Annotated in this window: 17 protein-coding genes; 5 read left to right on the top strand and 12 right to left on the bottom strand. The window is 72.6% G+C overall.

What is annotated here, in order from left to right; translation table 11 throughout:
* Both AB0917_RS12135 and AB0917_RS12130 read right to left on the bottom strand, forming a co-directional pair.
* The gene (locus AB0917_RS12135) at positions 1-873 is read right to left on the bottom strand and encodes an acyl-CoA thioesterase II (RefSeq protein ID WP_366819406.1); all 873 of its coding nucleotides are present in this window, start codon (positions 871-873) and stop codon (positions 1-3) included.
* 34 nt (positions 874-907) lie between these two features.
* Positions 908-3,421 (bottom strand): DUF3516 domain-containing protein, encoded by a 2,514-nt coding sequence (locus tag AB0917_RS12130; RefSeq protein WP_366819405.1) that lies wholly within the window; start codon positions 3,419-3,421, stop codon positions 908-910.
* 137 nt (positions 3,422-3,558) lie between these two features.
* Between AB0917_RS12130 and AB0917_RS12125 the strand changes: the two genes are divergently transcribed.
* Positions 3,559-4,350, top strand: a complete 792-nt coding sequence (locus tag AB0917_RS12125) for a metal-dependent hydrolase (RefSeq protein WP_366819404.1) — start codon at positions 3,559-3,561, stop codon at positions 4,348-4,350.
* A 56-nt stretch (positions 4,351-4,406) separates the two neighbouring features.
* Positions 4,407-5,942: an ATP-dependent DNA ligase gene (locus AB0917_RS12120; protein ID WP_366819403.1), complete on the top strand. Its 1,536-nt coding sequence runs from the start codon at positions 4,407-4,409 to the stop codon at positions 5,940-5,942.
* Between the two features lie 126 nt (positions 5,943-6,068).
* On the opposite strand, the gene AB0917_RS12115 is transcribed toward AB0917_RS12120, so the two are convergent.
* Entirely contained in the window at positions 6,069-7,430 is a 1,362-nt protein-coding gene (locus AB0917_RS12115) for an FAD-dependent oxidoreductase (RefSeq protein WP_366819402.1), read from the bottom strand.
* 126 nt (positions 7,431-7,556) lie between these two features.
* Entirely contained in the window at positions 7,557-8,582 is a 1,026-nt protein-coding gene (locus tag AB0917_RS12110) for an aminoglycoside phosphotransferase family protein (RefSeq protein WP_366819401.1), read from the bottom strand.
* A 173-nt stretch (positions 8,583-8,755) separates the two neighbouring features.
* Between AB0917_RS12110 and AB0917_RS12105 the strand changes: the two genes are divergently transcribed.
* Positions 8,756-10,294 carry a fused MFS/spermidine synthase gene (locus tag AB0917_RS12105; RefSeq protein WP_366819400.1) on the top strand — a complete coding sequence of 513 codons (1,539 nt, stop codon included), beginning with the start codon at positions 8,756-8,758 and terminating at the stop codon, positions 10,292-10,294.
* Between the two features lie 12 nt (positions 10,295-10,306).
* On the opposite strand, the gene AB0917_RS12100 is transcribed toward AB0917_RS12105, so the two are convergent.
* The 5 genes from AB0917_RS12100 to AB0917_RS12080 all read right to left on the bottom strand — a co-directional run bounded on the left by AB0917_RS12100 (position 10,307) and on the right by AB0917_RS12080 (position 19,410).
* The gene (locus AB0917_RS12100; protein ID WP_366819399.1) at positions 10,307-12,088 is read right to left on the bottom strand and encodes an ABC transporter ATP-binding protein; all 1,782 of its coding nucleotides are present in this window, start codon (positions 12,086-12,088) and stop codon (positions 10,307-10,309) included.
* A complete protein-coding gene (locus AB0917_RS12095; protein WP_366819398.1) occupies positions 12,085-13,977 on the bottom strand; it encodes an ABC transporter ATP-binding protein in 1,893 nt (630 codons plus the stop codon). The genes AB0917_RS12100 and AB0917_RS12095 overlap by 4 nt, the downstream gene beginning before the upstream one ends.
* 163 nt (positions 13,978-14,140) lie before the next feature.
* Positions 14,141-15,616: a Gfo/Idh/MocA family oxidoreductase gene (locus tag AB0917_RS12090; protein WP_366819397.1), complete on the bottom strand. Its 1,476-nt coding sequence runs from the start codon at positions 15,614-15,616 to the stop codon at positions 14,141-14,143.
* A 241-nt stretch (positions 15,617-15,857) separates the two neighbouring features.
* A complete protein-coding gene (locus AB0917_RS12085) occupies positions 15,858-18,803 on the bottom strand; it encodes an FAD-binding and (Fe-S)-binding domain-containing protein (RefSeq protein ID WP_366819396.1) in 2,946 nt (981 codons plus the stop codon).
* Positions 18,804-18,990: 187 nt separating this feature from the next.
* On the bottom strand, positions 18,991-19,410 hold the full coding sequence (locus tag AB0917_RS12080) for a MarR family transcriptional regulator (RefSeq protein WP_366819422.1): 420 nt from the start codon (positions 19,408-19,410) through the stop codon (positions 18,991-18,993).
* 199 nt (positions 19,411-19,609) lie between these two features.
* Here AB0917_RS12080 and AB0917_RS12075 point away from each other — a divergent pair, with 199 nt between their 5' ends.
* A complete protein-coding gene (locus tag AB0917_RS12075) occupies positions 19,610-21,427 on the top strand; it encodes an ABC transporter ATP-binding protein (RefSeq protein ID WP_366819395.1) in 1,818 nt (605 codons plus the stop codon).
* A 420-nt stretch (positions 21,428-21,847) separates the two neighbouring features.
* A complete protein-coding gene (mltG, locus tag AB0917_RS12070; RefSeq protein WP_366819394.1) occupies positions 21,848-22,699 on the top strand; it encodes an endolytic transglycosylase MltG in 852 nt (283 codons plus the stop codon).
* Positions 22,700-22,711: 12 nt separating this feature from the next.
* Here the strand turns inward: mltG and AB0917_RS12065 are convergent, their stop codons facing one another.
* The 3 genes from AB0917_RS12065 to AB0917_RS12055 all read right to left on the bottom strand — a co-directional run bounded on the left by AB0917_RS12065 (position 22,712) and on the right by AB0917_RS12055 (position 26,197).
* Positions 22,712-23,809, bottom strand: a complete 1,098-nt coding sequence (locus AB0917_RS12065; RefSeq protein WP_366819393.1) for an NAD(P)-binding domain-containing protein — start codon at positions 23,807-23,809, stop codon at positions 22,712-22,714.
* 151 nt (positions 23,810-23,960) lie between these two features.
* The gene (locus AB0917_RS12060) at positions 23,961-25,169 is read right to left on the bottom strand and encodes an LLM class flavin-dependent oxidoreductase (RefSeq protein ID WP_366819392.1); all 1,209 of its coding nucleotides are present in this window, start codon (positions 25,167-25,169) and stop codon (positions 23,961-23,963) included.
* Positions 25,166-26,197, bottom strand: a complete 1,032-nt coding sequence (locus AB0917_RS12055; protein WP_366819391.1) for an ABC transporter substrate-binding protein — start codon at positions 26,195-26,197, stop codon at positions 25,166-25,168. The genes AB0917_RS12060 and AB0917_RS12055 overlap by 4 nt, the downstream gene beginning before the upstream one ends.
* Positions 26,198-26,238 lie beyond the last annotated feature (41 nt).

Raw genomic sequence — 26,238 nt, 5'->3', positions numbered from 1 at the left:
CTACCCCTCCAGCCGCCGGAACAGCCCCTCCTGCACCACCGACACCAGCAGCTGCCCCGAGCGGTCGTAGATCCAGCCGCGCGCCAGACCGCGCCCGCCCGTCGCGATCGGCGACTCCTGGTCGTACAGGAACCACTCGTCCGCCCGGAAGGGCCGGTGGAACCACATGGCGTGGTCCAGGGACGCCATGTCGAAGCCGCGCGGGCCCCACAGCGGCTCCACCGGGATGCGCACCGCGTCCAGCAGCGTCATGTCGCTCGCGTACGTCAGCGCGCAGGTGTGCACCAGCGGGTCGTCGCCCAGCGGGCCCACCGCCCGCATCCACACCGCGCTGCGCGGATCGGCGTCCTCGATCTCCTCACGCGTCCAGCGCAGCCGGTCGGCGTAGCGGATGTCGAAGGGCTGGCGCCGGGCCATCCGCTCCAGCGCCTCCGGCAGCTCGCCCAGGTGCTCGCGCACCTCGTCGGCGACCGTGGGCAGCTCCTCCGGGTCCGGGACGATCCGGGCCGGCGGCAGCTGGTGCTCGAAGCCCGCCTCCTCGGGGCGGTGGAAGGAGGCCGTCAGGTTGAAGATCGTCCGGCCCTCCTGGACGGCCGTCACCCGCCGGGTGGTGAAGGACCGGCCGTCGCGCACCCGCTCCACCTGGTAGACGATCGGCACCCCGGGATGCCCCGGCCGCAGGAAGTAGGCGTGCAGCGAGTGCACCGGGCGGTCCCCGTCCGTGGTGCGGCCCGCCGCCACCAGCGCCTGGCCCGCGACCTGCCCGCCGAAGACCCGTTGCAGGGACTCCTCCGGGCTGCGGCCCCGGAAGATGTCGACCTCGATCCGCTCCAGGTCGAGAAGGTCGACCAGGCCCTCCGCCGGGTTCGTCATGCGTGCGCTCTCCGCTTCCGTGTCAGGGATCCGTTCACAGCTGGCCGACCTCGGTGACCCGGACGACCGCCCGGCCCTCCTCGTCGGAGGCGGCCAGGTCCACCTCGGCCTTGATGCCCCAGTCGTGGTCGCCCGCCGGGTCCGCGAACGCCTGCCAGACCCGCCACAGCCCGTGCGCCGGGTCCTCCTCGATCTTCAGCAGCTTCGGACCGCGCGCGTCCGGACCGGTACCGATCTCCTCGTGCGCGTCCCAGTACGCGTCCAGGGCCTCGCCCCACGCGTCCTCGTCCCACCCGCAGTCGCCGTCCAGCTCACCCAGGTCACGCGCCCGGTCCAGCGCGGCCAGCTCCACCCGCCGGAACATCGCGTTGCGCACCAGCACCCGGAAGGCGCGGGTGTTGGCCGTGACCGGCTTGACCTCGTCCGCCTTCTCCTGCGCCTGCTCGGCCGTCTCCACCTCCGGGTTGGCCAGCTGCTCCCACTCGTCCAGCAGACTGGAGTCCACCTGGCGGACCATCTCGCCGAGCCAGGAGATCAGGTCCTGGAGGTCCTCGGACTTCACGTCGTCCGGGATCGTGTGCTCCAGCGCCTTGTACGCGCTCGCCAGATACCGCAGCACGATGCCCTCGGTCCGGGCCAGCTCGTAGTGCGAGGTGAACTCGGTGAAGGTCATGGCCCGCTCGAACATGTCCCGGATCACCGACTTCGGCGACACCGGGTGGTCGTTCACCCACGGGTGGCTCGTGCGGTACACGTCGTAGGCGTGCCACAGCAGCTCGCTCAGCGGCTTGGGGTACGTGACCTCCTGGAGCCGCTCCATCCGCTCCTCGTACTCGACCCCGTCCGCCTTCATCTGCCCCACGGCCTCGCCGCGCGCCTTGTTCTGCTGGGCGGCCAGGATCTGCCGGGGATCGTCCAGCGTCGACTCCACGACCGAGACCATGTCCAGCGCGTACGAGGGGGATTCGGCGTCCAGCAGGTCGAACGCGGCCAGTGCGAACGTCGACAGCGGCTGGTTGAGCGCGAAGTCCTGCTGGAGGTCGACCGTCAGCCGCACGATCCGCCCCTCGGCGTCGGGCGTCTCCAGCTGCTCCACCACCCCGCCGTCCAGCAGCGAACGGTAGATGGCGATGGCCCGGCGGATGTGCCGCAGCTGCGCCCGGCGCGGCTCGTGGTTGTCCTCCAGCAGATGCCGCATCGCCTCGAAGGCGTTGCCGGGGCGGGCGATCACCGCGAGCAGCATCGTGTGCGTGACCCGGAACCGGGAGCTCAGCGGCTCCGGCTCGGACTGGATCAGCTTGTCGAACGTGGTCTCCGACCAGGCGACGAACCCCTCGGGGGCCTTCTTACGGACCACCTTGCGCTTCTTCTTCGGGTCGTCGCCCGCCTTCTTGACGGCCTTCTCGTTCTCGATGACGTGCTCGGGGGCCTGCGCCACCACGAACCCGGCCGTGTCGAACCCGGCCCGCCCGGCGCGCCCCGCGATCTGGTGGAACTCCCGCGCCCGCAGCGTGCGCACCCGGGTCCCGTCGTACTTGGTGAGCGCCGTGAACAGCACCGTACGGATGGGTACGTTGACGCCGACGCCGAGCGTGTCCGTCCCGCAGATCACCTTCAGCAGCCCCGCCTGGGCCAGCTTCTCCACCAGGCGGCGGTACTTGGGCAGCATGCCCGCGTGGTGCACCCCGATGCCGTGGCGCACGTACCGGGAGAGGTTCTGGCCGAACTTGGTGGTGAAGCGGAAGCTGCCGATCAGATCGGCGATCTTCTCCTTCTCCTGCTTCGTGCACATGTTGATGCTCATCAGCGACTGCGCCCGCTCGACCGCCGCCGCCTGCGTGAAGTGCACGATGTAGACCGGCGACTGCCGGGTGTCCAGCAGCTCGGTGAGCGTCTCGGTGATCGGCGTGAAGCGGTACTCGTAGCTCAGCGGCACCGGGCGGGTCGCCGAGCGCACCACGGAGGTGGGGCGCCCGGTGCGCCGGGTCAGGTCCTTCTCGAACATCGAGACGTCGCCGAGCGTCGCCGACATCAGCACGAACTGCGCCTGCGGCAGCTCCAGCAGCGGGATCTGCCACGCCCAGCCCCGGTCCGGCTCGGCGTAGAAGTGGAACTCGTCCATCACGACCTGGCCGATGTCGGCGTACTTGCCGTCGCGCAGCGCGATGGAGGCCAGCACCTCGGCCGTACAGCAGATCACCGGGGCGTCCGCGTTGACCGAGGCGTCACCGGTGAGCATGCCGACGTTCTCGGTACCGAAGAGCTTGCACAGGTCGAAGAACTTCTCCGAGACCAGCGCCTTGATCGGCGCGGTGTAGAAGGTGACCTTGTCCTGGGCCAGCGCGGTGAAGTGCGCGGCCGCGGCCACCAGGCTCTTCCCGGAGCCGGTCGGGGTGGAAAGGATCACGTTCGCCCCGGAGACCACCTCGATCAGCGCCTCCTCCTGAGCCGGATAAAGCGTGATGCCCTGGCTCTCGGTCCATGACGAGAAGGCCTCGAAGAGGGCGTCCGGGTCGGCGGTCTGCGGCAGCTGGTCGATGAGGGTCACGCCCCCATCTTGCCTGCCTTCCGCCCGGATGAGGGAACCGGCGGACGGCAGGAAGATCACGGACGATACGCTGCGCACTCAACCAGCCCATGCCGCACCGGTGATGGGCGCACCATGCTCTGGGGGCGGAACAAGCCATGATGGGACCGGCACACTCTCTGTCAGGGGCGGCGGCCTGGCTGGGGGTGGGCGCGGCGGCGGCCGCCGCGGGCCACACGATGCCCTGGCCCGTCCTCGTCGTCGGAGCGCTGATCTGCGCGGGCGCCGCCCTCGCCCCCGACCTCGACCACAAGTCCGCGACCATCTCCCGCGCCTTCGGCCCCATCTCCAAGGGGCTCTGCGAGATCGTCGACAAGCTCTCCTACAGCGTCTACAAGGCCACCAGGGGCCCCGGCGACCCCCGCCGCACCGGAGGCCACCGGACGCTGACCCACACCTGGGTCTGGGCCGTGCTCGTCGGTGGCGGCGCCTCCGCCGCCGCGATCTTCGGCGGCCGCTGGGCCGTCCTCGGCATCCTCTTCGTCCACCTGGTGCTCGCGGTCGAGGGGCTGCTCTGGCGCGCCGCCCGGGTCTCCAGCGACGTCCTGGTCTGGCTGCTCGGCGCCACCAGCGCCTGGATCCTCGCGGGCGTCCTGGACCAGCCCGGCAACGGGGCGAACTGGTTCTTCGAAGCCCCCGGCCAGGAGTACATGTGGCTCGGCCTGCCCATCGTGCTCGGCGCCCTGGTCCACGACATCGGGGACGCGCTGACCGTCTCGGGCTGCCCGATCCTGTGGCCCATCCCGATCGGCCGCAGGCGCTGGTACCCGATCGGACCGCCGAAGGCCATGCGGTTCCGGGCCGGCAGCTGGGTGGAGATGAAGGTGCTGATGCCCGGATTCATGGTGCTCGGGACAGTGGGCGGGGCAGCCGCCCTCAACTACATATGACGCACCGGCCCGGTTGCGGGCGGGCGGCCCGCCCGGCCCCGTAGCACCATGGCCGCATGCTGCTCGCCGAGCTCGCCCAGGTCTCCCTGGAGGTCGCCGCCACCTCCGCCCGGTCCAGGAAGGTGGCGCTCCTGGCCGCGCTCTTCCGGGACACCGGCCCCGACGACGTACCCGTGGTCATCCCGTACCTCGCCGGACGGCTGCCCCAGGGCCGCATCGGCGTCGGCCGGCGGAGCCTGGGCGACCCCGTCGAGCCCGCCGCGGTGGCCACCCTCACCGTCACCGAGGTCGACGCCGAGCTGACCGCACTGGCGGCCGTCTCCGGCCCCGGCTCCCAGGCCCTGCGCGGCGAGCGGCTGCGCGCCCTGTTCGCCGCCGCCACCGCCGACGAGCAGCACTTCCTGAAGGCCCTGCTCACCGGGGAACTCCGCCAAGGCGCCCTGGACGCCGTCGCCGCCGACGCGCTGGCCCGCGCCGCCGAGGCCCCGCCCGCCGACGTCCGCCGGGCCGTGATGCTCGCCGGATCGCTCCAGGAGGTGGCCCGGACCCTCCTCGCGGACGGACCCGCCGCGCTGGCCGCCTTCCGCCTCACCGTGGGCCGGCCCGTCCAGCCGATGCTGGCCCACACCGCGGCCTCCGTCACCGAGGCCGTCGACAAGCTGGGCCCCTGCGCCGTGGAGGAGAAGCTCGACGGCATCCGGGTCCAGGTCCACCGGGACGGCGACCGGGTCCGCGCCTACACCCGGACCCTCGACGACATCACCGACCGGCTGCCCGAACTCGTCACCGCCGTCACCGCGCTGGAGACCGGGCGCTTCATCCTGGACGGCGAGGTGATCGCGCTGGGGGAGGACGGCAGGCCGCGCCCCTTCCAGGAGACCGCCGCCCGGGTGGGCTCACGCCGTGACGTGGCCGCCGCGGCCGCCGGCGTACCCGTGGTCCCCGTCTTCTTCGACGCCCTCTCCGCCGACAGCGAGGACCTGCTCGACCTCCCCTACGCCGAGCGCCACGCCATCCTGGCCCGGCTGCTCCCCGAGACGTTGCGGGTCCGGCGCGCCCTGGTGAGCGACCCGGCGGACGCCGGTGCCCGCCGGGCCGCCGAGGAGTTCCTCGCCCGGACCCTGGAGCGGGGTCACGAGGGGGTCGTGGTCAAGGACCTGGCCGCCGCCTACAGCGCCGGCCGCCGGGGCGCCTCCTGGCTCAAGGTCAAGCCGGTGCACACCCTGGACCTGGTGGTGCTGGCCGCCGAATGGGGGAGCGGCCGGCGCACCGGGAAGCTCTCCAACCTCCACCTGGGCGCGCGCCGCCCCGACGGTACGTTCGCGATGCTCGGCAAGACCTTCAAGGGACTCACCGACGCCCTGCTGGAGTGGCAGACCGGGAAGCTGCGGGAGCTGGCGACCGGCGAGGAGGGGCACGTCGTGACCGTACGCCCGGAACTCGTCGTGGAGATCGCCTACGACGGACTCCAGCGCTCCACCCGCTACCCGGCGGGCGTCACCCTCCGCTTCGCCCGGGTCCTGCGCTACCGCGAGGACAAGACCGCGCAGGAGGCGGACACCGTGGAGACGGTCCTCTCCCGGCAGCGCTGAGCGCGCGCCCCCGTCCCCACACTGCGGTGAGCGCGCCCCCGTCCGCACAGACGGCGGTGAGCGCGCTCCCGTCCGCACACAGCGCTGAGCGCGCCCCGTCCGCACAGGGCGCGCTCACCGGGCGGGTCAGTGCTTGATGACCGCCGACTCCGTGTGCTCCTTGATCTGCTCGGGCGTCAGATAGGCGTCCGTGTACTCGAAGTCCCGCAGCGTGGCCGGTTTGCGGGACTGGAACCCGGTCCGTACGAAGTCGTCACCGGCGACCGCGTTGAGCATCCAGTTCGTCAGGACCCGGGTCTTGGCGACGTTCGTCCGCAGCGCCGACCAGTGGTAGCCGCGCGCCACGGCCTGGGCGGGCAGCCCGTGCAGCTCGATGCCCAGCGGCTTGGAGACCGCGTCCGTGCCACCGAGGTCCACGACGAGCCCCAGGTCCCTGTGGACGTAGTCCTTGAGCGGCTGACGGCGCAGCGAGGCGATCAGGTTGTCCGCCGCCACCTTGCCCTGGCGCATCGCGTGCTGCGCGGTCGGCGGGCAGACCGCCCCGTCACCCTTGGCCAGGTCGGGCACGGCGGCCGCGTCACCGAGCGAGAACACCCCGTCCGCGCCCGGCAGCGTCAGTTGCGGCGTCATGGCCAGCCGGCCGCGTACGGTGTCCGCGCCGAGCGTGGCGATCAGCGGACTGGCGGCCACCCCCGCGGTCCAGATCAGGGTCCGGCAGGGCAGCACCCGGCCGTCGGTGAACGTCACCTCCTCCGCGGAGGCCTTGGCGATGGAGACCCCGAGCGACACCTCGATGTTCCGCTTGCGGAGCACCTCCAGGGCTGCCAGCCCCAGCTTGTCGCCCAGCTCGGGCATCAGCTTGGGCGCGATGTCGATCAGGTGCCACTTGATCAGCTTCGGGTCCAGCCGGGGGTAGTGCCGGATGGCGTTGGTGGTGAGGCGCTGGAGGCAGGCGGCCGTCTCCGTGCCCGCGTAACCGCCGCCGACCACGACGAACTGGAGCCGGGAGGCCCGCTCCGCCTCGTCCTGGCTGGCGTCGGCGAGATCGAGCTGGGCGATGACGTGGTCGCGTACGTACGCCGCCTCCGCCAGGGTCTTCATCCCACGGGCGTGGTCCAGCAGCCCGGGGATGTCGAACGTCCGGGTCACACTGCCCGCGGCCAGCACGATGTAGTCGTACGGCTCGTTCACGATTTCGTCCGTGATCTTCCGGACGACGCAGACCTTCGCCTTCGTGTCCACGCCGATCGCTCCGCCGGGGATGATCCGGGTGCGGTGGCGGCGGCTGCGGCGCAGGGAGACCGCGACCGACTGGGGGGTGAGCACGCCGGAGGCCACCTGGGGCAGCAGCGGCAGGTAGAGCTGGTAGGAGAACGGCGTGACGAGCGCGATATCGGCCTCGCCCGGAGCGAGTTTGCGCTCCAGCCGCTGTACACATTCGACACCTGCGAAGCCGGCGCCGACGACGAGAATCCTGGGTGGTGCCACGGTCTGCGTCCCTTCTCGGGCTTGCGTGGTTCTGCGCTCGCCTGCCCCGTATACCGGCCGATGCACTCCTCATCCTCACCGGATGCCACCGAGTCCGCCTCCCGGCAGGGGTGAAACGGGGGCCGCTCACAGCGCCGGGGCGACCGAGAGCTCCCGCAGCCAGTAGGCGGCCTCGGCATGCCCCGGGGCCTCCGGCAGGCCGGGCGGGGCGGGGAACATCCGCCCCCACGAGGCGGCGCGCCCGAGCGCGGCCAGCCGCCACGCCAGGCTCACCGCACGGCGCAGCCCGGCCGCCGTGACGCCCCCGCCGGTCCACGGCTCCAGATAGGCGTCCCGCAGCCGGGGCAGCACCTCGGGGCCGCAGCGCTCACGGGCCGCACGGGCGGGGACCAGCAGGCTGCAGAACGGGTGGCCGACCAGGGCGTCGCCCCAGTCGAAGAAGGCGAACCGGCCGGGCGCGGGGGCGAGGAGCTGGCTCTCGTGCAGATCGGCGTGGTCCAGCGAGTCCGCGACCCCCGACGACGCCAGCTCCTGGCACCACTCGGCGACCCGGGGCCGCAGAGCCTCCAGCGCCACCCGGTCCTCCCGGGTCAGCGCGGCGTTCTGTGCGACCAGCCGGTCGAACAGCTCCGGCAGGGCGCGCGGCCGGGCCGAGGGCACGCCCAACGCCTCGATCGCCTCCGCGTGCGGGGTCAGCGCCCGCTGCATCGCGGCGTACTGGCGCAGCGGCTCCTCCCAGTACCCCGGATCGTCCGGCTGTGCCTCGAGCACCCGCGACAGCACCGGGCCGCCGTCCGGGACGAGGATCCAGCCGCGTTCCGCCTCGACGGCGAGCGGGGTGAGCACGTGCGCCGGGACCCAGCGGGCCAGGGCCCGGGTGAGCCCCGCCTCGAAGGCGGCGCCGGGCGGCACCGCCTTGAACCACACGGGAGCCCGCCCCGCGACGGCCAGTCGCACCAGCACCGACCAGGGACGCAGCCGCACCCGCCGGGGGCCCGTCTCCGCCAGCCCGTGGGCGGCCAGCCCCTCGGCGATCCAGCCGAGGGCCTCCGCCCGCCAGACGGGGTCCTCCCACGGGGTCACGGCATCCGGGAAGCGCCCCCGGTCCACGGTCACGGTCTCGTCGGCCACGGCCTCGTCGTCGATGCTCACCGGCCCATGGGATCACCGGACCGGGCGGGAACGCACCGCGATTTCCCGCTGCTCGGAGAGGGCCGCCCGCTCTCCCCGGCCGTACGCGGGGAACGGTGCGGGCCCCCTGCGCCCCTCAGGACAGCGGGAGTTCGGCCGCCCGCGGATCTGCGCCCGCATGCGAGGATGCTGCGGTGACCACACCGCCCTCCCCACCCGTGGCCGACAGCCCGCCCCGCGACCAGGTCCTGGGCCCCCGAGCCGCGGCGGTCCTCGTCTTCGGCTCCTCGGCCGCGGTCCTGGTGGTCGAGATCGTCGCGCTGCGACTGCTGGCCCCGTACCTCGGCCTCACCCTCGAGACCAGCACCATGGTGATCGGCATCGCCCTCACCGCCATCGCCCTCGGCTCCTGGCTGGGCGGGCGCGCCGCCGACCAGGTCGATCCGCACCGGCTCATCGGCCCCGCGCTCGGGGTCTCGGGCGTGGTCGTCGCGCTCACCCCGCTGCTGCTGCGCACCACCGCCGAGTGGGCCGCGCCGCTGCTCCTGCTGGTCGCGGCGGGGACCCTCCTCGTGCCCGGCGCGCTGCTCTCCGCGGTGACCCCGCTCGTGACCAAGCTGCGGCTCACCACCCTCGCCGAGACCGGGACGGTGGTGGGCCGGCTCTCCGGCGTGGGCACCTTCGGCGCCATCGTCGGCACGGTCCTCACCGGGTTCGTCCTCATCTCGCGGCTGCCCGTCAGCTCCATCCTGATCGGCCTCGGAACCCTGCTGGTGCTCGGCTCCGCGCTGGTCGGGTGGCAGGCGCGCCGCCTGCGCCGGGCCCCGGCCGTGGCGCTGGCCACCGTCGTCGCCGGTTCCCTGGCCACCGCGTTCGCCCCCGGCGGCTGCGACGCGGAGACCCGCTACCACTGCGCCCAGGTCGTCGCCGACCCCGACCGGGCCACCGGCCGCACCCTGGTCCTGGACGGCCTGCGCCACTCCTACGTCGACGTCGGCGACCCGGCCCACCTCAAGTTCGCCTACGTGCGCGCCATCGCGTCCGTGGTCGACACCGCGTTCCCCGCGGGCGAGCCGCTCGCCGCCCACCACATCGGAGGCGGCGGCCTCACCTTCCCCCGCTACCTCGCCACCGCGCGCCCCGGCACCCGCAGCCTGGTCTCCGAGATCGACGGCGGCGTCGTGCGCATCGACCGCGAACAGCTCGGCCTGGGGGCCTCCGCCGGCATCGACGTACGCGTGGAGGACGCCAGACTCGGCCTGAAGCGGCTGGACACCGACAGCCGCGACCTCGTCGTCGGCGACGCCTTCGGGGGCGTCAGCGTGCCGTGGCACCTCACCACCTCGGAGGCGCTGAGCGAGGTCCGCCGGGTGCTCAAGGACGACGGCCTGTACGTCGCCAACCTCATCGACCACGGCGAACTGGCCTTCGCCCGCGCCGAGGCCGCCACCCTCACCCGGGTCTTCGCGCACGTCGCCCTCATCGGCGCCCCCGCGGACATCGGCCTCGACCCGGCCGCCACCCCCGTGGGCGGCAACCTGCTGGTGGTCGCCTCCGGCCGTCCGGTCGACGCGCCCGCGATCCAGAAGGCCCTGGACGCCCGCGAGACCGGCTGGCGGATCGCCACCGGCGACACCGTGACCGCCTGGACCGGCGACGCCCCGGTCCTCACCGACGACCACGCACCCGTCGACCAGCTCCTCCAGCCCCACCGCACCCGGACGGTACGGTGAGGCCGGCGGGCCTCACCCGTGCCAGGACCGCCACAGCGCCGCGTACGCGCCGTCCGCCGCCACCAGCTCGTCATGGCTGCCCAGCTCGCTGATCCGGCCGTCCTCCACCACCGCGATGACGTCCGCGTCGTGCGCGGTGTGCAGCCGGTGCGCGATGGCCACCACCGTACGGCCCTCCAGCACCCGGGCCAGTGAACGCTCCAGATGACGGGCGGCCCGCGGGTCCAGCAGCGACGTCGCCTCGTCCAGCACCAGCGTGTGCGGGTCGGCCAGGACCAGACGGGCCAGCGCGATCTGCTGCGCCTGCGCCGGGGTCAGCGCGAACCCGCCCGAACCGACCTCGGTGTCCAGCCCCTTGTCGAGCCCCTTCGCCCAGCCGTCCGCGTCCACCGCGGCCAGCGAGGCCCACAGCTCGGCGTCCTTCGCCCCGTCCCGGGCCAGCAGCAGGTTGTCCCGCAGCGAGCCGACGAAGACGTGGTGCTCCTGGTTGACCAGGGCCACATGCTTCCGGACCCGCTCCGCCGTCATCCGCGACAGCTCGGCCCCGCCGAGCGTCACCTCACCGATGCGCGGGGCGTAGATACCGGCCAGCAGCCGGCCCAGCGTCGACTTGCCCGCGCCCGAAGGGCCGACCAGGGCGAGCCGGGTGCCCGGAGCCACCTCCAGCGACACCTGGTGCAGGACGTCGACGCCCTCCCGGTACCCGAAGCGCACCTCGTCCGCCCGTACGTCCCGGCCGTCCGGCCCGACCGCCGCGTCACCGGCGTCCGGCTCGATCTCCCGTACGCCCACCAGCCGCGCCAACGACACCTGGGCGACCTGGAGTTCGTCGTACCAGCGCAGGATCAGGCCGATCGGGTCGACCATCATCTGGGCCAGCAGCGCCCCCGTGGTCAGCTGCCCGACCGTCAGCCAGCCCTCCAGCACGAACCAGCCGCCGAGCAGCAGGACCGCGCCGAGGATCGTCACGTACGTCGCGTTGACGACCGGGAAGAGCACCGAGCGCAGGAACAGGGTGTAGCGCTCCCAAGCCGTCCACTCGGTGATCCGCCGGTCCGACAGCGCCACCCGGCGGGCGCCGAGCCGGTGCGACTCCACGGTCCGCCCGGCGTCCACGGTCTCGGCGAGCATGGCGGCGACGGCCGCGTAACCGGCGGCCTCCGAGCGGTACGCGGACGGCGCGCGCCGGAAGTACCAGCGGCAGCCCACGATCAGCACCGGCAGCGAGACCACCACGGCCAGCGCCAGCGGGGGAGCGGTCACGGTGAGCGCGCCGACCAGCAGCCCGGCCCAGACGACGCCGATCGCCAGCTGCGGCACGGCCTCCCGCATCGCGTTGGCCAGCCGGTCGATGTCCGTGGTGATCCGGGAGAGCAGATCACCGGTCCCGGCCCGCTCCAGCACCCCGGGCGGCAGCCCCACCGACCGTACGAGGAAGTCCTCGCGCAGGTCGGCGAGCATCTCCTCGCCCAGCATGGCCCCGCGCAGCCGCATGGACCGGGTGAACACCGTCTGGACGACCAGCGCGAGGGCGAAGATCGCCGCGGTGCGCTCCAGATGCAGGTCGGTGACCCCGTTGGACAGGTCCTCGACCACCGAGCCGAGCAGGTACGGTCCGGCGATCGACGCGACGACCGCCACCGCGTTGGCGCCGATCAGCAGGACGAAGGCCTTGCGGTGACGCCGCAGCAGGTGCCGTACGTAACTCCGTACGGTCGTGGGACTGCCCACGGGCAGGGTGGTGGCCGACTCCGGGGCGGCCGGGTCGTACGCCGGTGGTGCGACGCCGATCATGCCCTCTCCTCGATTTCCTGGGTGCTCTTCGGGGCGCTCTTCATGGCGGGGACGGTTTCGACGCCCTTCAGGGCGTTCGCCGCGGCCTCGTCGTCGGTCTCGCGGGTGACGACGGCCCGGTAGCGCGGTTCGGTGCGCAGCAGCTCGCGGTGGGTGCCCGCGGCGACCACCGTGCCCTCATGGACGAGGACGACCCGGTCGGCGACGTCCAGCAGCAGCGGCGAGGAGGCGAACGCGACCGTCGTACGGCCCCGGCGCAGCCCCGCCACCCCGGCGGCGACGCGCGCCTCGGTGTGCGAGTCGACGGCGGAGGTCGGCTCGTCGAGCACCAGCGCCTCCGGATCGGTGATCAGCGACCGGGCCAGCGCGAGGCGCTGGCGCTGACCGCCGGAGAGGGACCTGCCCCGCTCGGTGATCCGGGTTCGCAGCGGGTCCCGGTCGTCGTCCGGGGACGCCTGGGCCAGGGCGGCGAGCACATCGCCGCACTGCGCGGCCTCCAACGCGTCCTCGGCGGTGACCAGGCCCGAGGACGGCACGTCCAGCAGCTCCTGGAGCGTGCCGGAGAGCAGCACCGGGTCCTTGTCCTGGACCAGGACCGCCGTCCTGGCGGTGTCCAGCGGCAGTTCGTCCAGCGCGACGGCGCCGAGCAGGACCGAGGGGGCCTGCTCCTTCGCCGGGGTGTCGTCGTCGCCGGCCGGAGAGCCGCCGGTCCGGGAGTCGTCGTACCGGGAGTCGTCGTACTGGGCGTGGCCGCCGAGCCGCTCGGCCAGCCGCCCCGCCTCGTCCGGGTCGCCGCAGACGACGGCGGTGAACTTCCCCTGGGGGGCCATCAGCCCGGTGGCGGGGTCGTACAGGTCGCCCGAGGGGACCCCCGCCTCGGTGGCCGTCCGGTCGCTGCGGCGCAGCGACAGCACCCGTACGGCGCGCTGTGCGGACGGCCGGGAGAAGGAGTAGGCCATGGCGATCTCCTCGAAGTGACGGAGAGGAAAAATCATCAAGGTGGCCGCGCTGTAGACCGTGACCAACTGGCCCACCTCGATGCGGCCGTCCCGCACCAGCGTCGCCCCGTACCAGATCAGGGAGATCAGCAGCAGGCCCGGCAGCAGCACCTGGATCGAGGAGATCAGCGCCCACATCCGGGCGGAGCGCACGGCGGCCTTGCGGACCTCCTGGGAGGCGCGGCGGTAGCGGCCGAGGAACAGCTCCTCGCCGCCGATGCCGCGCAGGACCCGGAGTCCGGCCACGGTGTCCGAGGCCAGCTCGGTGGCCTTGCCGGCCTTCTCACGCTGCTCGTCGGCGCGCCGGGTGGCGCGGGGGAGCAGCGGCAGTACGCCCAGGGCCAGCACCGGCATGGCGACGGCGACCAGGACGCCGAGGGCCGGGAGGTAGATGACCAGTCCCACGCAGACGAGCACGAGGGCGGTGGCGGCGGCGGCGAAGCGCGAGAGCGCCTCCACGAACCAGCCGATCTTCTCCACGTCGCCCGTCGAGACGGCGACGACCTCACCGGCCGCCACCCGCCGGGTCAGGGCGGCGCCCAGCTCGGCGGTCTTGCGGGCCAGGAGCTGCTGCACCCGGGCGGCGGCGGTGATCCAGTTGGTGACGGCGGTCCGGTGCAGCATGGTGTCGCCCACCGCGATCGTGACGCCCAGCAGCGCGACCAGACCGCAGGCCAGCGCGAGGCGCGAGCCGGAGCGGTCCACGACGGCCTGGACGGCGAGGCCGACGGTGACGGGGAACCCGGCGATGCTCAACTGGTGGAGCAGTCCCCAGCCGAGGGACTTCAGCTGACCGCCGAGCTGATTGCGGCCGAGCCAGTACAGGAAGCGGGGGCCCGACCGTATATCGGGGTCGCCGGGATCCGAATACGGAAGATCGCGAATCTGCATGACGTCCCAGGGGTCGGTGCGCGAGGCCCGTGCGGGCCTCGAAGAACGGGGTGACCAAACCGTGCAAGGTTCGCTTCCCGCCCCCGCTCGGGGCAACCGGTTTTCGCGTCGGCCCCGCCGCCCCGCGGGGTCCCGGGCCGAGCCGCCCGGGACCCCGCGGCCGTCAGGCGGCCGGTTTCTCCGAATCCATGCCGGACCTGGCGTTCTTCCACGCGCCCCGGGTGAAGTCCGGTATGGGCAGCGGCGCGCCCTTGGCCTTGATGGAGAGGTGGCTCAGCGGCACCGGGGCCGTCCAGGTCGCCGCGTCGTACACATCGAAGTCCGGGACCAGCCCGAGCCGCATGCACTGCATCAGCCGGAACACCATGATGTAGTCCATCCCGCCATGGCCGCCCGGCGGATTGGCGTGTTCCTTCCACAGCCAGTGGTCCCACTCGGCGTACGTCGAGAAGTCGGCCCAGCGGTCGTCCGTGTGGTCGGGCTCGAGGTAGATCCGCTCCGGGTAGTCCTCGAAGACGCCCCGGGTGCCGCCGAGGCTGTTGATACGGGAGTACGGGTGCGGCGTCGACACATCGTGCTCCAGCCGGATCACCCGGCCCTTGGCGGTCCGCACGAGGCTGATCGTCCGGTCGGCCCCGATGTACGACTCCTTCCAGCTCGGGTCGCCGGGAGGCATGTGCTCCTTGCGGTACTCGGCGAGGCCCAGGGCGGGGGTGCCGACGCTGGTGATGGAGACGGCCCGGTCGCCCCGGTTGACGTCCATGTAGTTGGCGACCGGCCCGAACCCGTGGTTGGGGTAGAGGTCGCCGCGCAGCCGGGTGTGCCAGAGCCGCCGCCACGGGCCCTCGTAGTAGTCCGGGTCGAACATCAGCCCGCGCAGGTCGTGGTTGTACGCGCCCGCGCCGTGCAGCAGCTCCCCGAAGAGACCCGCGTGCGCCATCCGCAGCACCCGCATCTCGTTCTTGCCGTAACAGCAGTTCTCCAGCTGCATGCAGTGGCGCCGGGTGCGCTCGGAGAGGTCGACGAGCTGCCAGAGCTCCTCCAGCCGCATCGCGATCGGGCACTCCACACCGACGTGCTTGCCGTTCACCATCGCGGCCTTGGCCATCGGGAAGTGCAGCTCCCAGGGCGTGGCCACGTAGACGAAGTCGATGTCCCCGCGCCGGCACAGGTCGACGTAGTCGTCCTCGCCCTTGGCGTACACCGCGGGGGCGGGCTGCCCGGCCGCCGTCACCTTGGCGGCGGCCTTCACCGTCTTCTCCCGGACCGGGTCGCAGACCGCGACGACCCGGACGCCGGGGACCGCGAGGAAGAGGTCGATCATGCTGTCGCCCCGGTTGCCGAGGCCCACGATGCCGACCCGTACGGTCGAGCGCGGCTCGAAGGGCACGTCGGCCATCGTGCGGCCCTGGCGGGCGGGGGCGGCCGCCACGGCTTCCGCCACGGCTTCCGGTGCGGCGCTCCCGGCGGCCGACGCGGTCCCGCCCGTCAGGGAGCCCAGGCCGAGTCCGGCGCCGGCCACACCCGCCGTGGTCCACAACACCGAACGGCGGCTGGGATCCTGCCGGTCGGCGTCATCGCCGGTGTGCTGCGGGGGGAGGTCCTGCGGTGCCTGTCCGGGCCGTGCGTCGTCGTTCATCGAGCCTCCAGGTGGGGTGTGGGGGTTCTGGACGGTGCGCGAGCGCGCCCGGTCCCGTACGAGCGTGGAGGGGCCGTGGGACCGGGCCTCGGTAGACCCTGGACGGAGAGGCTGATGGTGCGCAAGGGAGCAGATTGGACTCCCGTACTCAAACCATGGACTTTTCTCCGGGCACGCCGATGCCCCAACCGGTTCAACCAGTTGGGGCATCTGACCTGCGCTCGGCCGGGGCCTTCGGGGCTCAGCGGCCCGGCGGCCGGGTGGCGCGCTCCAGCTCGATCAGGGCCGAGCGGTAGGGGTGCCCGGTGGCCCGCTCCATGCCGATCTCGCACATCCGGTTGGCCGACAGATAGGCGTCGTACGCACGGGAGTTGACCTCGGCCGCCTCCTTCGCCGTGGCCGAATCGGTCAACTCCTTGTGCAGCATGCCGCGGTCGCCCGCGAACGCGCAGCACCCCGCACCGTCGGGGACGGTCACCTCCTCGGCACAGGCCTCGGCCAGAACACGCAACTGGGCGGTGTCGCCCAGGTGTTCCATCGAGCACGTGGGGTGGACGACGGCCGAGCCGGCCCTCTCGAACACCGTCAGCTCCGGCAGCAGTTCATCGGCCGCCCACACCAGCGAGTCCACGACGGTCAGCTCCCGGTGCAGCGCCCGGTTGTCCTCGGTGAGGTAGGGCACCACCTCCTCGGCGATGCCGAGCGTGCAGGAGGAGGCGTCCACGACCAGCGGCAGGGCCCCGCCCGCCGTCCACCCCCAGGCCGCCTCCACGATGCGGTTGGCCATGACCCTGTTGCCCGCGTCGTACCCCTTGGAGTGCCAGATCGTCGCGCAGCACGTCCCGGCGACGTCCTCGGGGATCCACACCGGCTTTCCGGCCCGCCCGGACACGGCCACCACGGCCTCGGCCAGGGAAGGGCCCCCAGCGCCCTCCGGTCCGGCGAAGATCCGGTTCACACAGGCCGGGTAGTACACCGCGCTCGCCCCGGACCGCGCGGTACGCGGCAGCTCCCGGGCGGCCCGACCGGGGAGCTGGGGCAGCCATTCCGGTACGAGATCGGGGCGCACGGCCCTGCGGGCGAGCCGCGTCACCGCCGCCGGCAGCCGGCCGCCGCCCCGCTCCCCGATGGCGTTGCCCGCCGCCACGGCGAGCCGCGCCGAGGCCTCCACCACGCGGAAGTTCTTCGCGGTGAGCGCGGCGACGCGCTCCTCGCGCGGGGAGTGCCTGAGGCGGCGGAACCCCTTCATCATCGCCCCGGTGTCGATGCCGACCGGGCAGGCGAGCTTGCAGGTGGAGTCCCCGGCGCAGGTGTCCACGGCGTCGTACCCGTAGGCGTCGAGGAGACCGGCCTCCACCGGGGAGCCGTCCGCCTGGCGCATCATCTCGCGGCGCAGCACGATCCGCTGGCGCGGAGTGGTCGTCAGGTCCTCGCTGGGGCAGGTGGGTTCGCAGAAGCCGCACTCGATGCACGGGTCAGCGACCGCCTCCACCTTCGGAATGGTCTTCAGCCCCCGCAGATGGGCTCGCGGATCACGGTCGAGGACGATGCGCGGAGCGAGCACCCCCTGGGGGTCGACGACCTGCTTCGTCCGCCACATCAGCTCCGTCGCCCGCGGGCCCCACTCACGCTCCAGGAACGGCGCGATATTGCGGCCGGTGGCGTGCTCCGCCTTCAGCGACCCGTCGAAACGGTCGACGACGAGGGCGCAGAACTCCTGCATGAACGCGTCGTAGCGCCCGACGTCGGCGGGCTCAGCCGCGTCGAAGGCGAGCAGGAAGTGCAGGTTGCCGTGGGCCGCGTGACCGGCCACGGCCGCGTCGAAGCCATGGCGCGACTGGAGCTCCAGCAGCGCCTCGCAGGCGTCGGCCAGCCGGTCCGGCGGGACCGCGAAGTCCTCCGTGATCAGCGTCGTACCCGAGGGGCGCGAACCGCCGACCGCCGTCACGAACGCCTTGCGCGCCTTCCAGTACCCGGCGATGGTCCCCGCGTCCCGGGTGAACGCGTTGGTGACGGACGGGGCCGGAACCACCAGGTCCAGCCCCCGCATCACCTCGGCGGCCGCCGCCTCGAACGCCTCCTGGCCCGCCTCGTCCGGGGCGCGGAACTCCACCAGCAGCGCGGCCGTCCCCCGGGGCAGCGCGGCCCAGTCCGCCGGAACGCCCCGCACGCTGACCGAGGCGCGCAGGGTGTTGCCGTCCATCAGCTCCACCGCGATGGCCCCGGCCTCGTTGAACCGGGGCACGGCGGCCGCGGCGGCGGTGAGGGAGGGGAAGAAGAGCAGGGCGCTGGTCACCCGCCGGTCCAGCGGCAGGGTGTCGAAGACGGTCTCGGAGATGAAGCCGAACGTGCCCTCGGAGCCGACCATCAGCCCGCGCATGATCTGAACGGGGGTCGCTCCGTCGAGGAAGGCGTCGAGGCGGTAGCCGTTGGTGTTCTTGATCGCGTACTTGGCGCGGATGCGGGCCGTCAGCTCCTCGTCCGCCTCGATCTCCGCCTTGAGCGCCAGCAGCCCCGCGCACAGCTCCGGCTCCGCCCGCGCCAGCTCCTCGTCGGCGGCGGGATCGGCGGTGTCGACGACGGTGCCGCTCGGCAGGACGAAGGTGAGCGAGGCCAGTGTGCGGTAGGAGTTGCGGGTGGTGCCCGCCGTCATGCCCGAGGCGTTGTTGGCGACGACCCCGCCGACCGTGCAGGCGATGGCGCTCGCCGGGTCGGGGCCCAGCAGCCTGCCGTGGCGGGCGAGCGTGGTGTTGGCCCGCATGACGGTGGTGCCGGGGCGGATCCGGGCCCGCGCCCCGTCGTCCAGCACCTCGACGCCGGTCCAGTGACGCCGGACGTCCACGAGGATGTCCTCGCCCTGCGCCTGGCCGTTCAGGCTGGTGCCCGCGGCCCGGAAGACGACCTCGCGGCCCTTGCCGTGGGCGTACGACAGGATCGCCGAGACGTCGTCGATGTCCTCGGGGACCAGCACGACCTTCGGGAGGAACCGGTAGGGGCTGGCGTCGGAGGCGTACCGCACGAGGTCGGAGATCTTCCAGAGCACCTTGTCGGCGCCGAGCAGGGCGGTCAGCTCGGAGCGCAGGGGCTCCGGGGTGCCGGTCGCGCTCCGGTCGGTGACCCGGTCGGGTGCGGGCTCCCGTGCCGTTCCGGGGCGGAGGGCTTCCGGGTCGGGCTCCAGCAGCGGCATGTCGGCGTCCCCTTCGACGGTCGGTACGGGTCGGCGTACGGTCCCGGTGGCTCGTACCCGGTCACGGGTCCCGGCACCAGGTCCCGGGGCCTGGGAGCCGGCCCCAGGGGCCGGGCTCCGAAGGCCCGGCCCCCGGGTTCCGGGCCCCGAAGACCCGTGCCCCTGGTCCGGGCTCCGGCGCGCGGTCTCAGCAGTGGCGCTCCGGCATTCCGTCGACCAGCGCGGAGAGCAGCTCGCCGAGCACCTCGCGCTGGCCGACGGTCAGTGGAGCCAGGATCTCCTCTGCGGCCGCCCGGCGCGCGTTGCGCAGGGAGCGCAGCGTGGCGCGTCCCTCGTCGGTGATCTCGATGCGGACCACCCGGCGGCTGTCCGGATCGGGGGCGCGGCGGACCCGCCCGCTCGCCTCCAGGGCGTCGACCAGCGTCGTCACGGCGCGCGGGACGACATCCAGGCGCTGGGCCAGATCGGCCATCCGGGGGGCCGCGTCGTAGCTCGCGACGGTCCGCAGCAGCCGGAACTGGGCCGGGGTGATGCCGATCGGCCCCAGCTGGCGGCTCTGGATGCGGTGCAGCCGGCGCGTCAGCCGCAGCAGCTGCTCGGCGAGCATGCCGTCGGAGTCGCGGTCACGGTCGTGGGACCGCTCGGCGGCTGCCGCGTCCGTGGCATCGGCGTCGGCGTCGAGGGAATCGGAGGCGTCCATGCGGGAACAATATCAGGACACCGTTCATTGTGAGTATAGGTAACAATGAGCTAGGCTCTGAAATCCGGACCGGTCCGGCCGTTCCTCACGCCCCCTGAAGGAGCCCATGAAACCCGACGAACTCACGTGGACGCCCCCACCCGATGCCCGTGCCGCCTCCGACCGGCCGCCCGGCGAGGTGCGCCGCATCCTCCGCCTCTTCCGTCCCTACCGCGGCCGGCTCGCCGTGGTCGGGCTGCTGGTCGGCGCCTCCTCCCTGGTGTCGGTCGCCTCCCCGTTCCTGCTCCGCGAGATCCTGGACACCGCGATTCCCCAGGGGCGCACGGGGCTCCTGACGCTGCTGGCCCTCGGCATGATCCTCACCGCCGTGATGAACAGCGTCTTCGGTGTCCTGCAGACCCTGATCTCGACCACCGTCGGCCAGCGCGTCATGCACGACCTGCGCACCGCCGTGTACACCCAGCTCCAGCGGATGTCCCTCGCCTTCTTCACCCGGACCCGCACGGGTGAGGTCCAGTCCCGCATCGCCAACGACATCGGCGGGATGCAGGCGACGGTCACCTCCACCGCGACCTCGCTCGTCTCCAACCTCACCGCCGTCATCGCCACCGTCGTCGCCATGCTCGCGCTCGACTGGCGCCTGACCGTCGTCTCGCTGCTCCTGCTGCCGGTGTTCGTCGCGATCAGCCGCCGCGTCGGCCGGGAGCGCAAGAGGATCACCACCCAGCGCCAGAAGCAGATGGCCGCCATGGCCGCGACGGTGACCGAGTCGCTGTCGGTCAGCGGCATCCTCCTCGGCCGCACGATGGGCCGCTCCGACTCCCTCACCAAGGGGTTCGCCGAGGAGTCCGAGCGCCTGGTCGACCTGGAGGTGCGCTCCAACATGGCCGGCCGCTGGCGGATGTCGACCATCGGCATCGTGATGGCCGCCATGCCCGCCGTCATCTACTGGGTCGCCGGCCTCACCTTCCAGCCGGGCGGCTCCGCCGTCTCCATCGGTACGCTGGTCGCCTTCGTCACCCTTCAGCAGGGGCTCTTCCGCCCGGCGGTGAGCCTGCTCTCCACCGGCGTGCAGATGCAGACCTCCCTCGCCCTCTTCCAGCGGATCTTCGAATACCTCGACCTCACGGTGGACATCACCGAACCGGAGAAGCCCGTCCGGCTGGAGAGGATCCGCGGCGAGATCGCCTTCGAGGACGTCGACTTCAGTTACGACGAGACGAGCGGCCCCACGCTCAGCTCCATCGACGTGACCGTCCCCGCGGGCCACAGCCTGGCGGTCGTCGGCCCCACCGGCTCCGGCAAGTCCACGCTCAGCCATCTCGTGCCCCGCCTCTACGACGTCACCGGCGGCCGGGTCACGCTCGACGGGGTCGACGTCCGCGACCTGGACTTCGACACGCTGGCCCGAGCGGTCGGCGTGGTCTCTCAGGAGACCTACCTCTTCCACGCCTCGGTCGCCGACAACCTGCGCTTCGCCAAGCCGGAGGCGACCGACGAGGAGATCGAGGCCGCGGCCCGCGCCGCGCAGATCCACGACCACATCGCTTCCCTGCCCGACGGGTACGACACCCTCGTCGGCGAGCGCGGCCACCGCTTCTCGGGCGGCGAGAAGCAGCGCCTGGCCATCGCCCGCACGATCCTCCGCGACCCGCCGGTGCTGATCCTCGACGAGGCGACCAGCGCCCTCGACACCCGTACGGAACACGCCGTCCAGGAAGCGATCGACGCACTCTCCGCCGGACGCACCACCCTCACCATCGCGCACCGCCTCTCCACCGTCCGCGACGCGGACCAGATCGTCGTCCTGGACGGCGGCCGCATAGCCGAGCGCGGTACGCACGAGGAGCTGCTCGGCCGGGACGGCCGCTACGCCGCCCTGATCCGCCGCGACTCCCACCAGGCCCCGGTCCCGGCCTCCTGAGACCCCGAAGCGCGACCGTACGACCCCGACGCCCCCCGGCTGGCGTACACGCAGCGGCGCCGCCGCTCCCGTGGGACGGGGAGCGACGGCGCCGGGCGGAGCGATGGTCAGACGAGCCAACCCACGAAGTGGACGATGCCGGCCAGCAGGTTGGTCAGGATGTTCATCTGGTGCTTCTCCTTGTGCGTGGTGCATGTGTGGGACGTGCGCGGTAGCGGTCTGCAGCCCGTTGACTGCGCTCTGCAATCATCACGCCCGGCGGGGGAGATCAGCAACGAATCCCCGTACGATCACGCGTTCCAGCGAACACCCGATCCCTTGTTCGTGTGTTCTGGTCGTGCGTACGGCGTTCGTGTCGCCGGAGCCGACGCCGCAGCCGGGCTACCGGCCCGGGGCCGCACCCCGGGTTAACGTGCCCGCATGGTGAACGAGTCCCCGGACGCCCGTCCCCGTCGCAGACTCCGCCCGACCCGCCGCGGGAAGATCGTCCTCGTCGCCGCCGCGCTGCTCGTCGTGTCGGCCGCCGTGCTGGTCCCGCTCTCCCTGCTCGGCTCGGACGAGGAGAAGAAGGAGCGCCCGCAGAGCACCCTGGTGATCCCGGAGGGCTGGCGCGCCTCGCAGGTGTACACGGCCGTCGACCGGGCGCTCGGCCTGAAGCCCGGCAGCACGCACAAGACCGCGGCGACGGTGGATCTGGGCCTGCCCGAGCAGGCCGAGGGCAACCCCGAGGGGTACCTCTTCCCCGCCACCTATCCGCTCGACTCCACGACCACGCCCGCCGGCCTGCTGCGCTACATGGCGGACACCGCCCGCAAGCGGCTGGGGGCGGACCACATCACCGCCGGAGCGCAGCGCAACAACGTCACCGTCTACGAGACGGCCACCATCGCCAGCATCGTCCAGGCCGAGGCCGACACCGCCTCCGACATGGGCAAGGTCGCCCGGGTCGTCTACAACCGGCTGCTCAAGGACATGCCGTTGCAGATGGACTCCACCATCAACTACGCCCTGAAACGCTCCACCTTGGACACCACGACCGCCGACACCCAACTGGACAGCCCCTACAACAGCTACCGGCGCAAGGGCCTGCCACCCACACCCATCGGGAACCCGGGGGAGGAGGCCCTGCGCGCCGCCATCAGCCCCACACCCGGCCCCTGGCTGTACTTCGTCACGGTCGCGCCCGGGGACACCCGGTTCACCGACAGCTACGACGAACAGCAAAAAAATGTCGAGGAGTTCAACAGCAACCGCCGCGCGGCCACGGGCTGACGAGAGGGGCCGTCACACGGCCGCCGCTCCGGCCTTCTGCGTACGGTCCAGGCCACCGGTCTCCTCCAGCAGCCGCAGCACCGACCGTACGGCGGTGCGCCCCGCCCGGTTGGCGCCGATGGTGCTGGCGGACGGCCCGTACCCGACGAGATGGACGCGTCGATCCCGTACGGCCCGGGTGTCCTCCGCGCGGATGCCGCCGCCCGGCTCGCGCAGCTTCAGCGGCGCCAGATGGTCCACCGCGGGCCGGAAGCCGGTCGCCCACAGGATCACGTCCGCCTCGACGCTCCGGCCGTCGTCCCAGGCCACCCCGGTCGGGGTGATCCGGTCGAACATCGGCAGCCGGTCGAGCACCCCCTGCTCACGGGCGCGCCGCACCGCGTCGGTGACGGGCAGCCCGGTCACACTCACCACGCTCTGCGGCGGCAGCCCGTTACGTACCCGCTCCTCCACCATCGCCACGGCGGCCCGCCCCCACTCCTCGGTGAACGGCTCGTCGCGGAAGATCGGCTCGCGCCGGGTCACCCAGAAGGTCGCGGCGGCGTACTCGGCGATCTCCATCAGGTGCTGCGTACCGGAGGCACCGCCCCCGACCACGACGACGCGCCGCCCCGCGAACTCCTCGGGCCCCGGGTAGTTCGCCGTGTGCAGCTGGCGCCCCCGGAACGTCTCCTGGCCCGGGTAGCGCGGCCAGAACGGCCGGTCCCAGGTGCCGGTCGCGTTGACCAGCGCCCGAGGGGCGTACCTGCCCTCGGAGGTCTCCACCAGCAGCCGCCCGCCGCTTCCCTCCCGCACGGCACTGACCTCGACGGGCCGGTGCACGCGGAGCTCGAAGCGCTCCTCGTACGCCGTGAAGTATTCCCCGATCACCTCGGACGAGGGCCGGTCGGGGTCCGCGCCGGTCAGCTCCATGCCGGGCAGCGCGTGCATCCCGTGGACCTTGCCGTACGTCAGCGAGGGCCAGCGGAACTGCCACGCCCCGCCCGGCCGGGGCGCGTGGTCCAGGACCACGAAGTCGCGGTCCGGCTCCAGACCGACGCGGCGCAGGTGGTGGGCGGCGGACAGCCCCGCCTGCCCGGCGCCGATCACGACCACGTCCAGCTCGCGCACCCCAGTAATGTTCACGCTTCTACCAACTAGCGGGGCGCCCGAGTTCTTCCCGCGAGGGGGCCGTTCCGGACGCCCGGGACGGCCCCGCCGGGAGCCGCTGCGGGCGCCCTGGGCCTTCCAGGGCGCCCGGCCTCCCGCACCGGTGCGCGGTTCAGCGCCCGCCGGCGACCAGCAGCGGCGCCCCGCCGGGAGCCGGAGCCGCCCGCCTCTCGCCGCCGGGCGCCCCCAGCCGCGGGGACGCCGGAACGGTCGACAGCAGTCCGCGCCGCGCCAGCTCGGGCGTCACGCCCTCACCGAACCAGTACGCCTCCTCCAGGTGCGGATAGCCCGAGAGCACGAAGTGCTCCACACCCAGCGCGTGGTACTCCTCGATCCGGTCGGCGACCTCCGCATGGCTGCCCACCAGCGCGGTCCCGGCCCCGCCGCGCACCAGGCCGACGCCCGCCCAGAGGTTCGGCGCGATCTCCAGCCTGTCCCGCGAACCGCCGTGCAGCGCCAGCATCCGCTGCTGCCCGACCGACTCGCTCCGCCCCAGCGCCTGCTGCGCCGCCGCGATCGTGTCCGCGTCGAGGTCGCCCAGCAGCCGGTCGGCCGTCGCCCACGCCTCGGCCGAGGAGTCCCGCGAGATGGTGTGCAGCCGGATGCCGAACCGGACCGTACGCCCCTGCTCCTGCGCCAGCCCCCGAATCCAGTTGATCTTCTCCTTCACCGCGGCCGGCGGCTCACCCCAGGTCAGGTAGACATCGGCATGGGCGGCCGCCACCGGACCGGCGGCCGCCGACGACCCGCCGAAGAAGATCTCGGGCAGCGGGTCCGGCGGCAGCGCGGTCAGCCCGCCCTCCACCTGGTAGTGCTCGCCGTCGAAGTCGTACGGTTGCCCGCTCCACGCACCCCGCACCACCGACAGGAACTCCGCGGTGCGCGCGTAACGCCGGTCGTGGTCCAAGTGGTCCCCGAACCGCCGCTGTTCGGTCGAGTCGCCCCCGGTCACCACGTTGAGCAGCAGCCGGCCCCGGGTGATGCGCTGATAGGTGGCGGCCATCTGGGCGGCGAGCACGGGCGAGATGACCCCCGGCCGGAAGGCGACCAGGAACTTCAGCCGCTCGGTGTGCTGGGCGAGCGCCACCGTGGTCAGCCAGGCGTCCTCGCACCACGTACCGGTCGGCGTCAACACGGCCTCGAATCCCAGCTGTTCGGCCGCCTTGGCGATCTGCGCCAGATACTCGATGTCCGGGGCGCGCACCCCGCTCACCGGGGTGATCCGGTCGCGCTTGATCCCGCCGTCGGTGTACGCGTGCCGGTCCACGAGCGTCCGGCCGTCACCTCCGGTGGGCAGGAACCAGTGCAGATGTACGTTCACGACGAGGCCTTTCCGTACGAGCGGGGTGCGGTGGAGGAGGCGGGGAGGTTGCGGTTGAAGCGGGTGTCGACGTAGTCCTTGAAGTCGAACCGCCGGGGGATCAGCTCGAGTTCGGCGAAGGTGTCGGCGATCTCCTGCTCGGAGGCGATGGCGGCGTCGTCGATCGCCACGGGGACGCGGGTGCCGTAGGTGAGCTTCACCGCGTCCAGCGCCACCTCGTAGGGGAGCCCGGTCTCCTTCGCCCACACCTTCGCCCACTCCTCCGGGTGCTCGAAGACCCAGCTCTGCGCCCGCTCCAGCCGTACGAGCAGATCACCGATGGCCTGCGATTTCTGCTCGTCCTTGAGCGCGGCGGGCGAAGCCACCTGGAAACCGAGGCCGTTGACGACGCCCTCGCCGGTGGTCAGCACCCGGGCGTTCCCGGCCCGCAGGATCTGCGAGGTGTACGGGTCCCAGATCGCCCAGGCGTCCACCTTGCCGCGGCTGAACGCGGCCAAGGCGTCCGCCGGTTGGAGGTAGTTGAGCTTCACGTCCTTGATGGAGAGACCGGCCTTCTTGAGCGAGGCGACCAGCTGGAAGTGGGCCGAACTGCCCTGCGCCACGGCGATGGACCGGCCCTTGAGCTGCTCGGGCTTCCTGAGCGGCGAGTCCTTCGGAACGACGATGGCCTCACCGGCCGACGAACCGTGGTTGGCGCCCACGACGACGATGTTCGAGTCCGACCCGGCGGCGAAGACGGGAGGGGTGTTGCCCACCCCTCCGATGTCCACGGCCCCGGCGCTCACGGCCTCCAGCAAGGGTGGGCCGGAGGTGAAGGTGGACCATGTGATGCGGTAGTCCAGGTCGTCGAGTTCTCCGGAGGCCCGCAGGATGGCTTCGTAACCACCCTTCTGGTCACCGACGTTGAGCGTGACGCTGCCCTTGCCGTCGGTGCCGCCACCCGACCCGGTGGAGGAGGCGCCGCCACCGCAGGCGGCCAGCAGCAGGGCGAGCGGAAGCAGCAGGGCGGGCAGGGTGCGGCGTTTCATGACGGTTCTCCGTGATGAGGGTGTACGTGCGAGGTGATTAC

The organism is Streptomyces sp. NPDC007346 (genome assembly GCF_040703535.1).
In the GTDB taxonomy this organism is placed as follows: Bacteria; Actinomycetota; Actinomycetes; order Streptomycetales; family Streptomycetaceae; genus Streptomyces.
The sequence above is the reverse complement of the archived record's forward strand: the minus strand, read 5'-3'. Positions and strand labels throughout refer to the sequence as shown.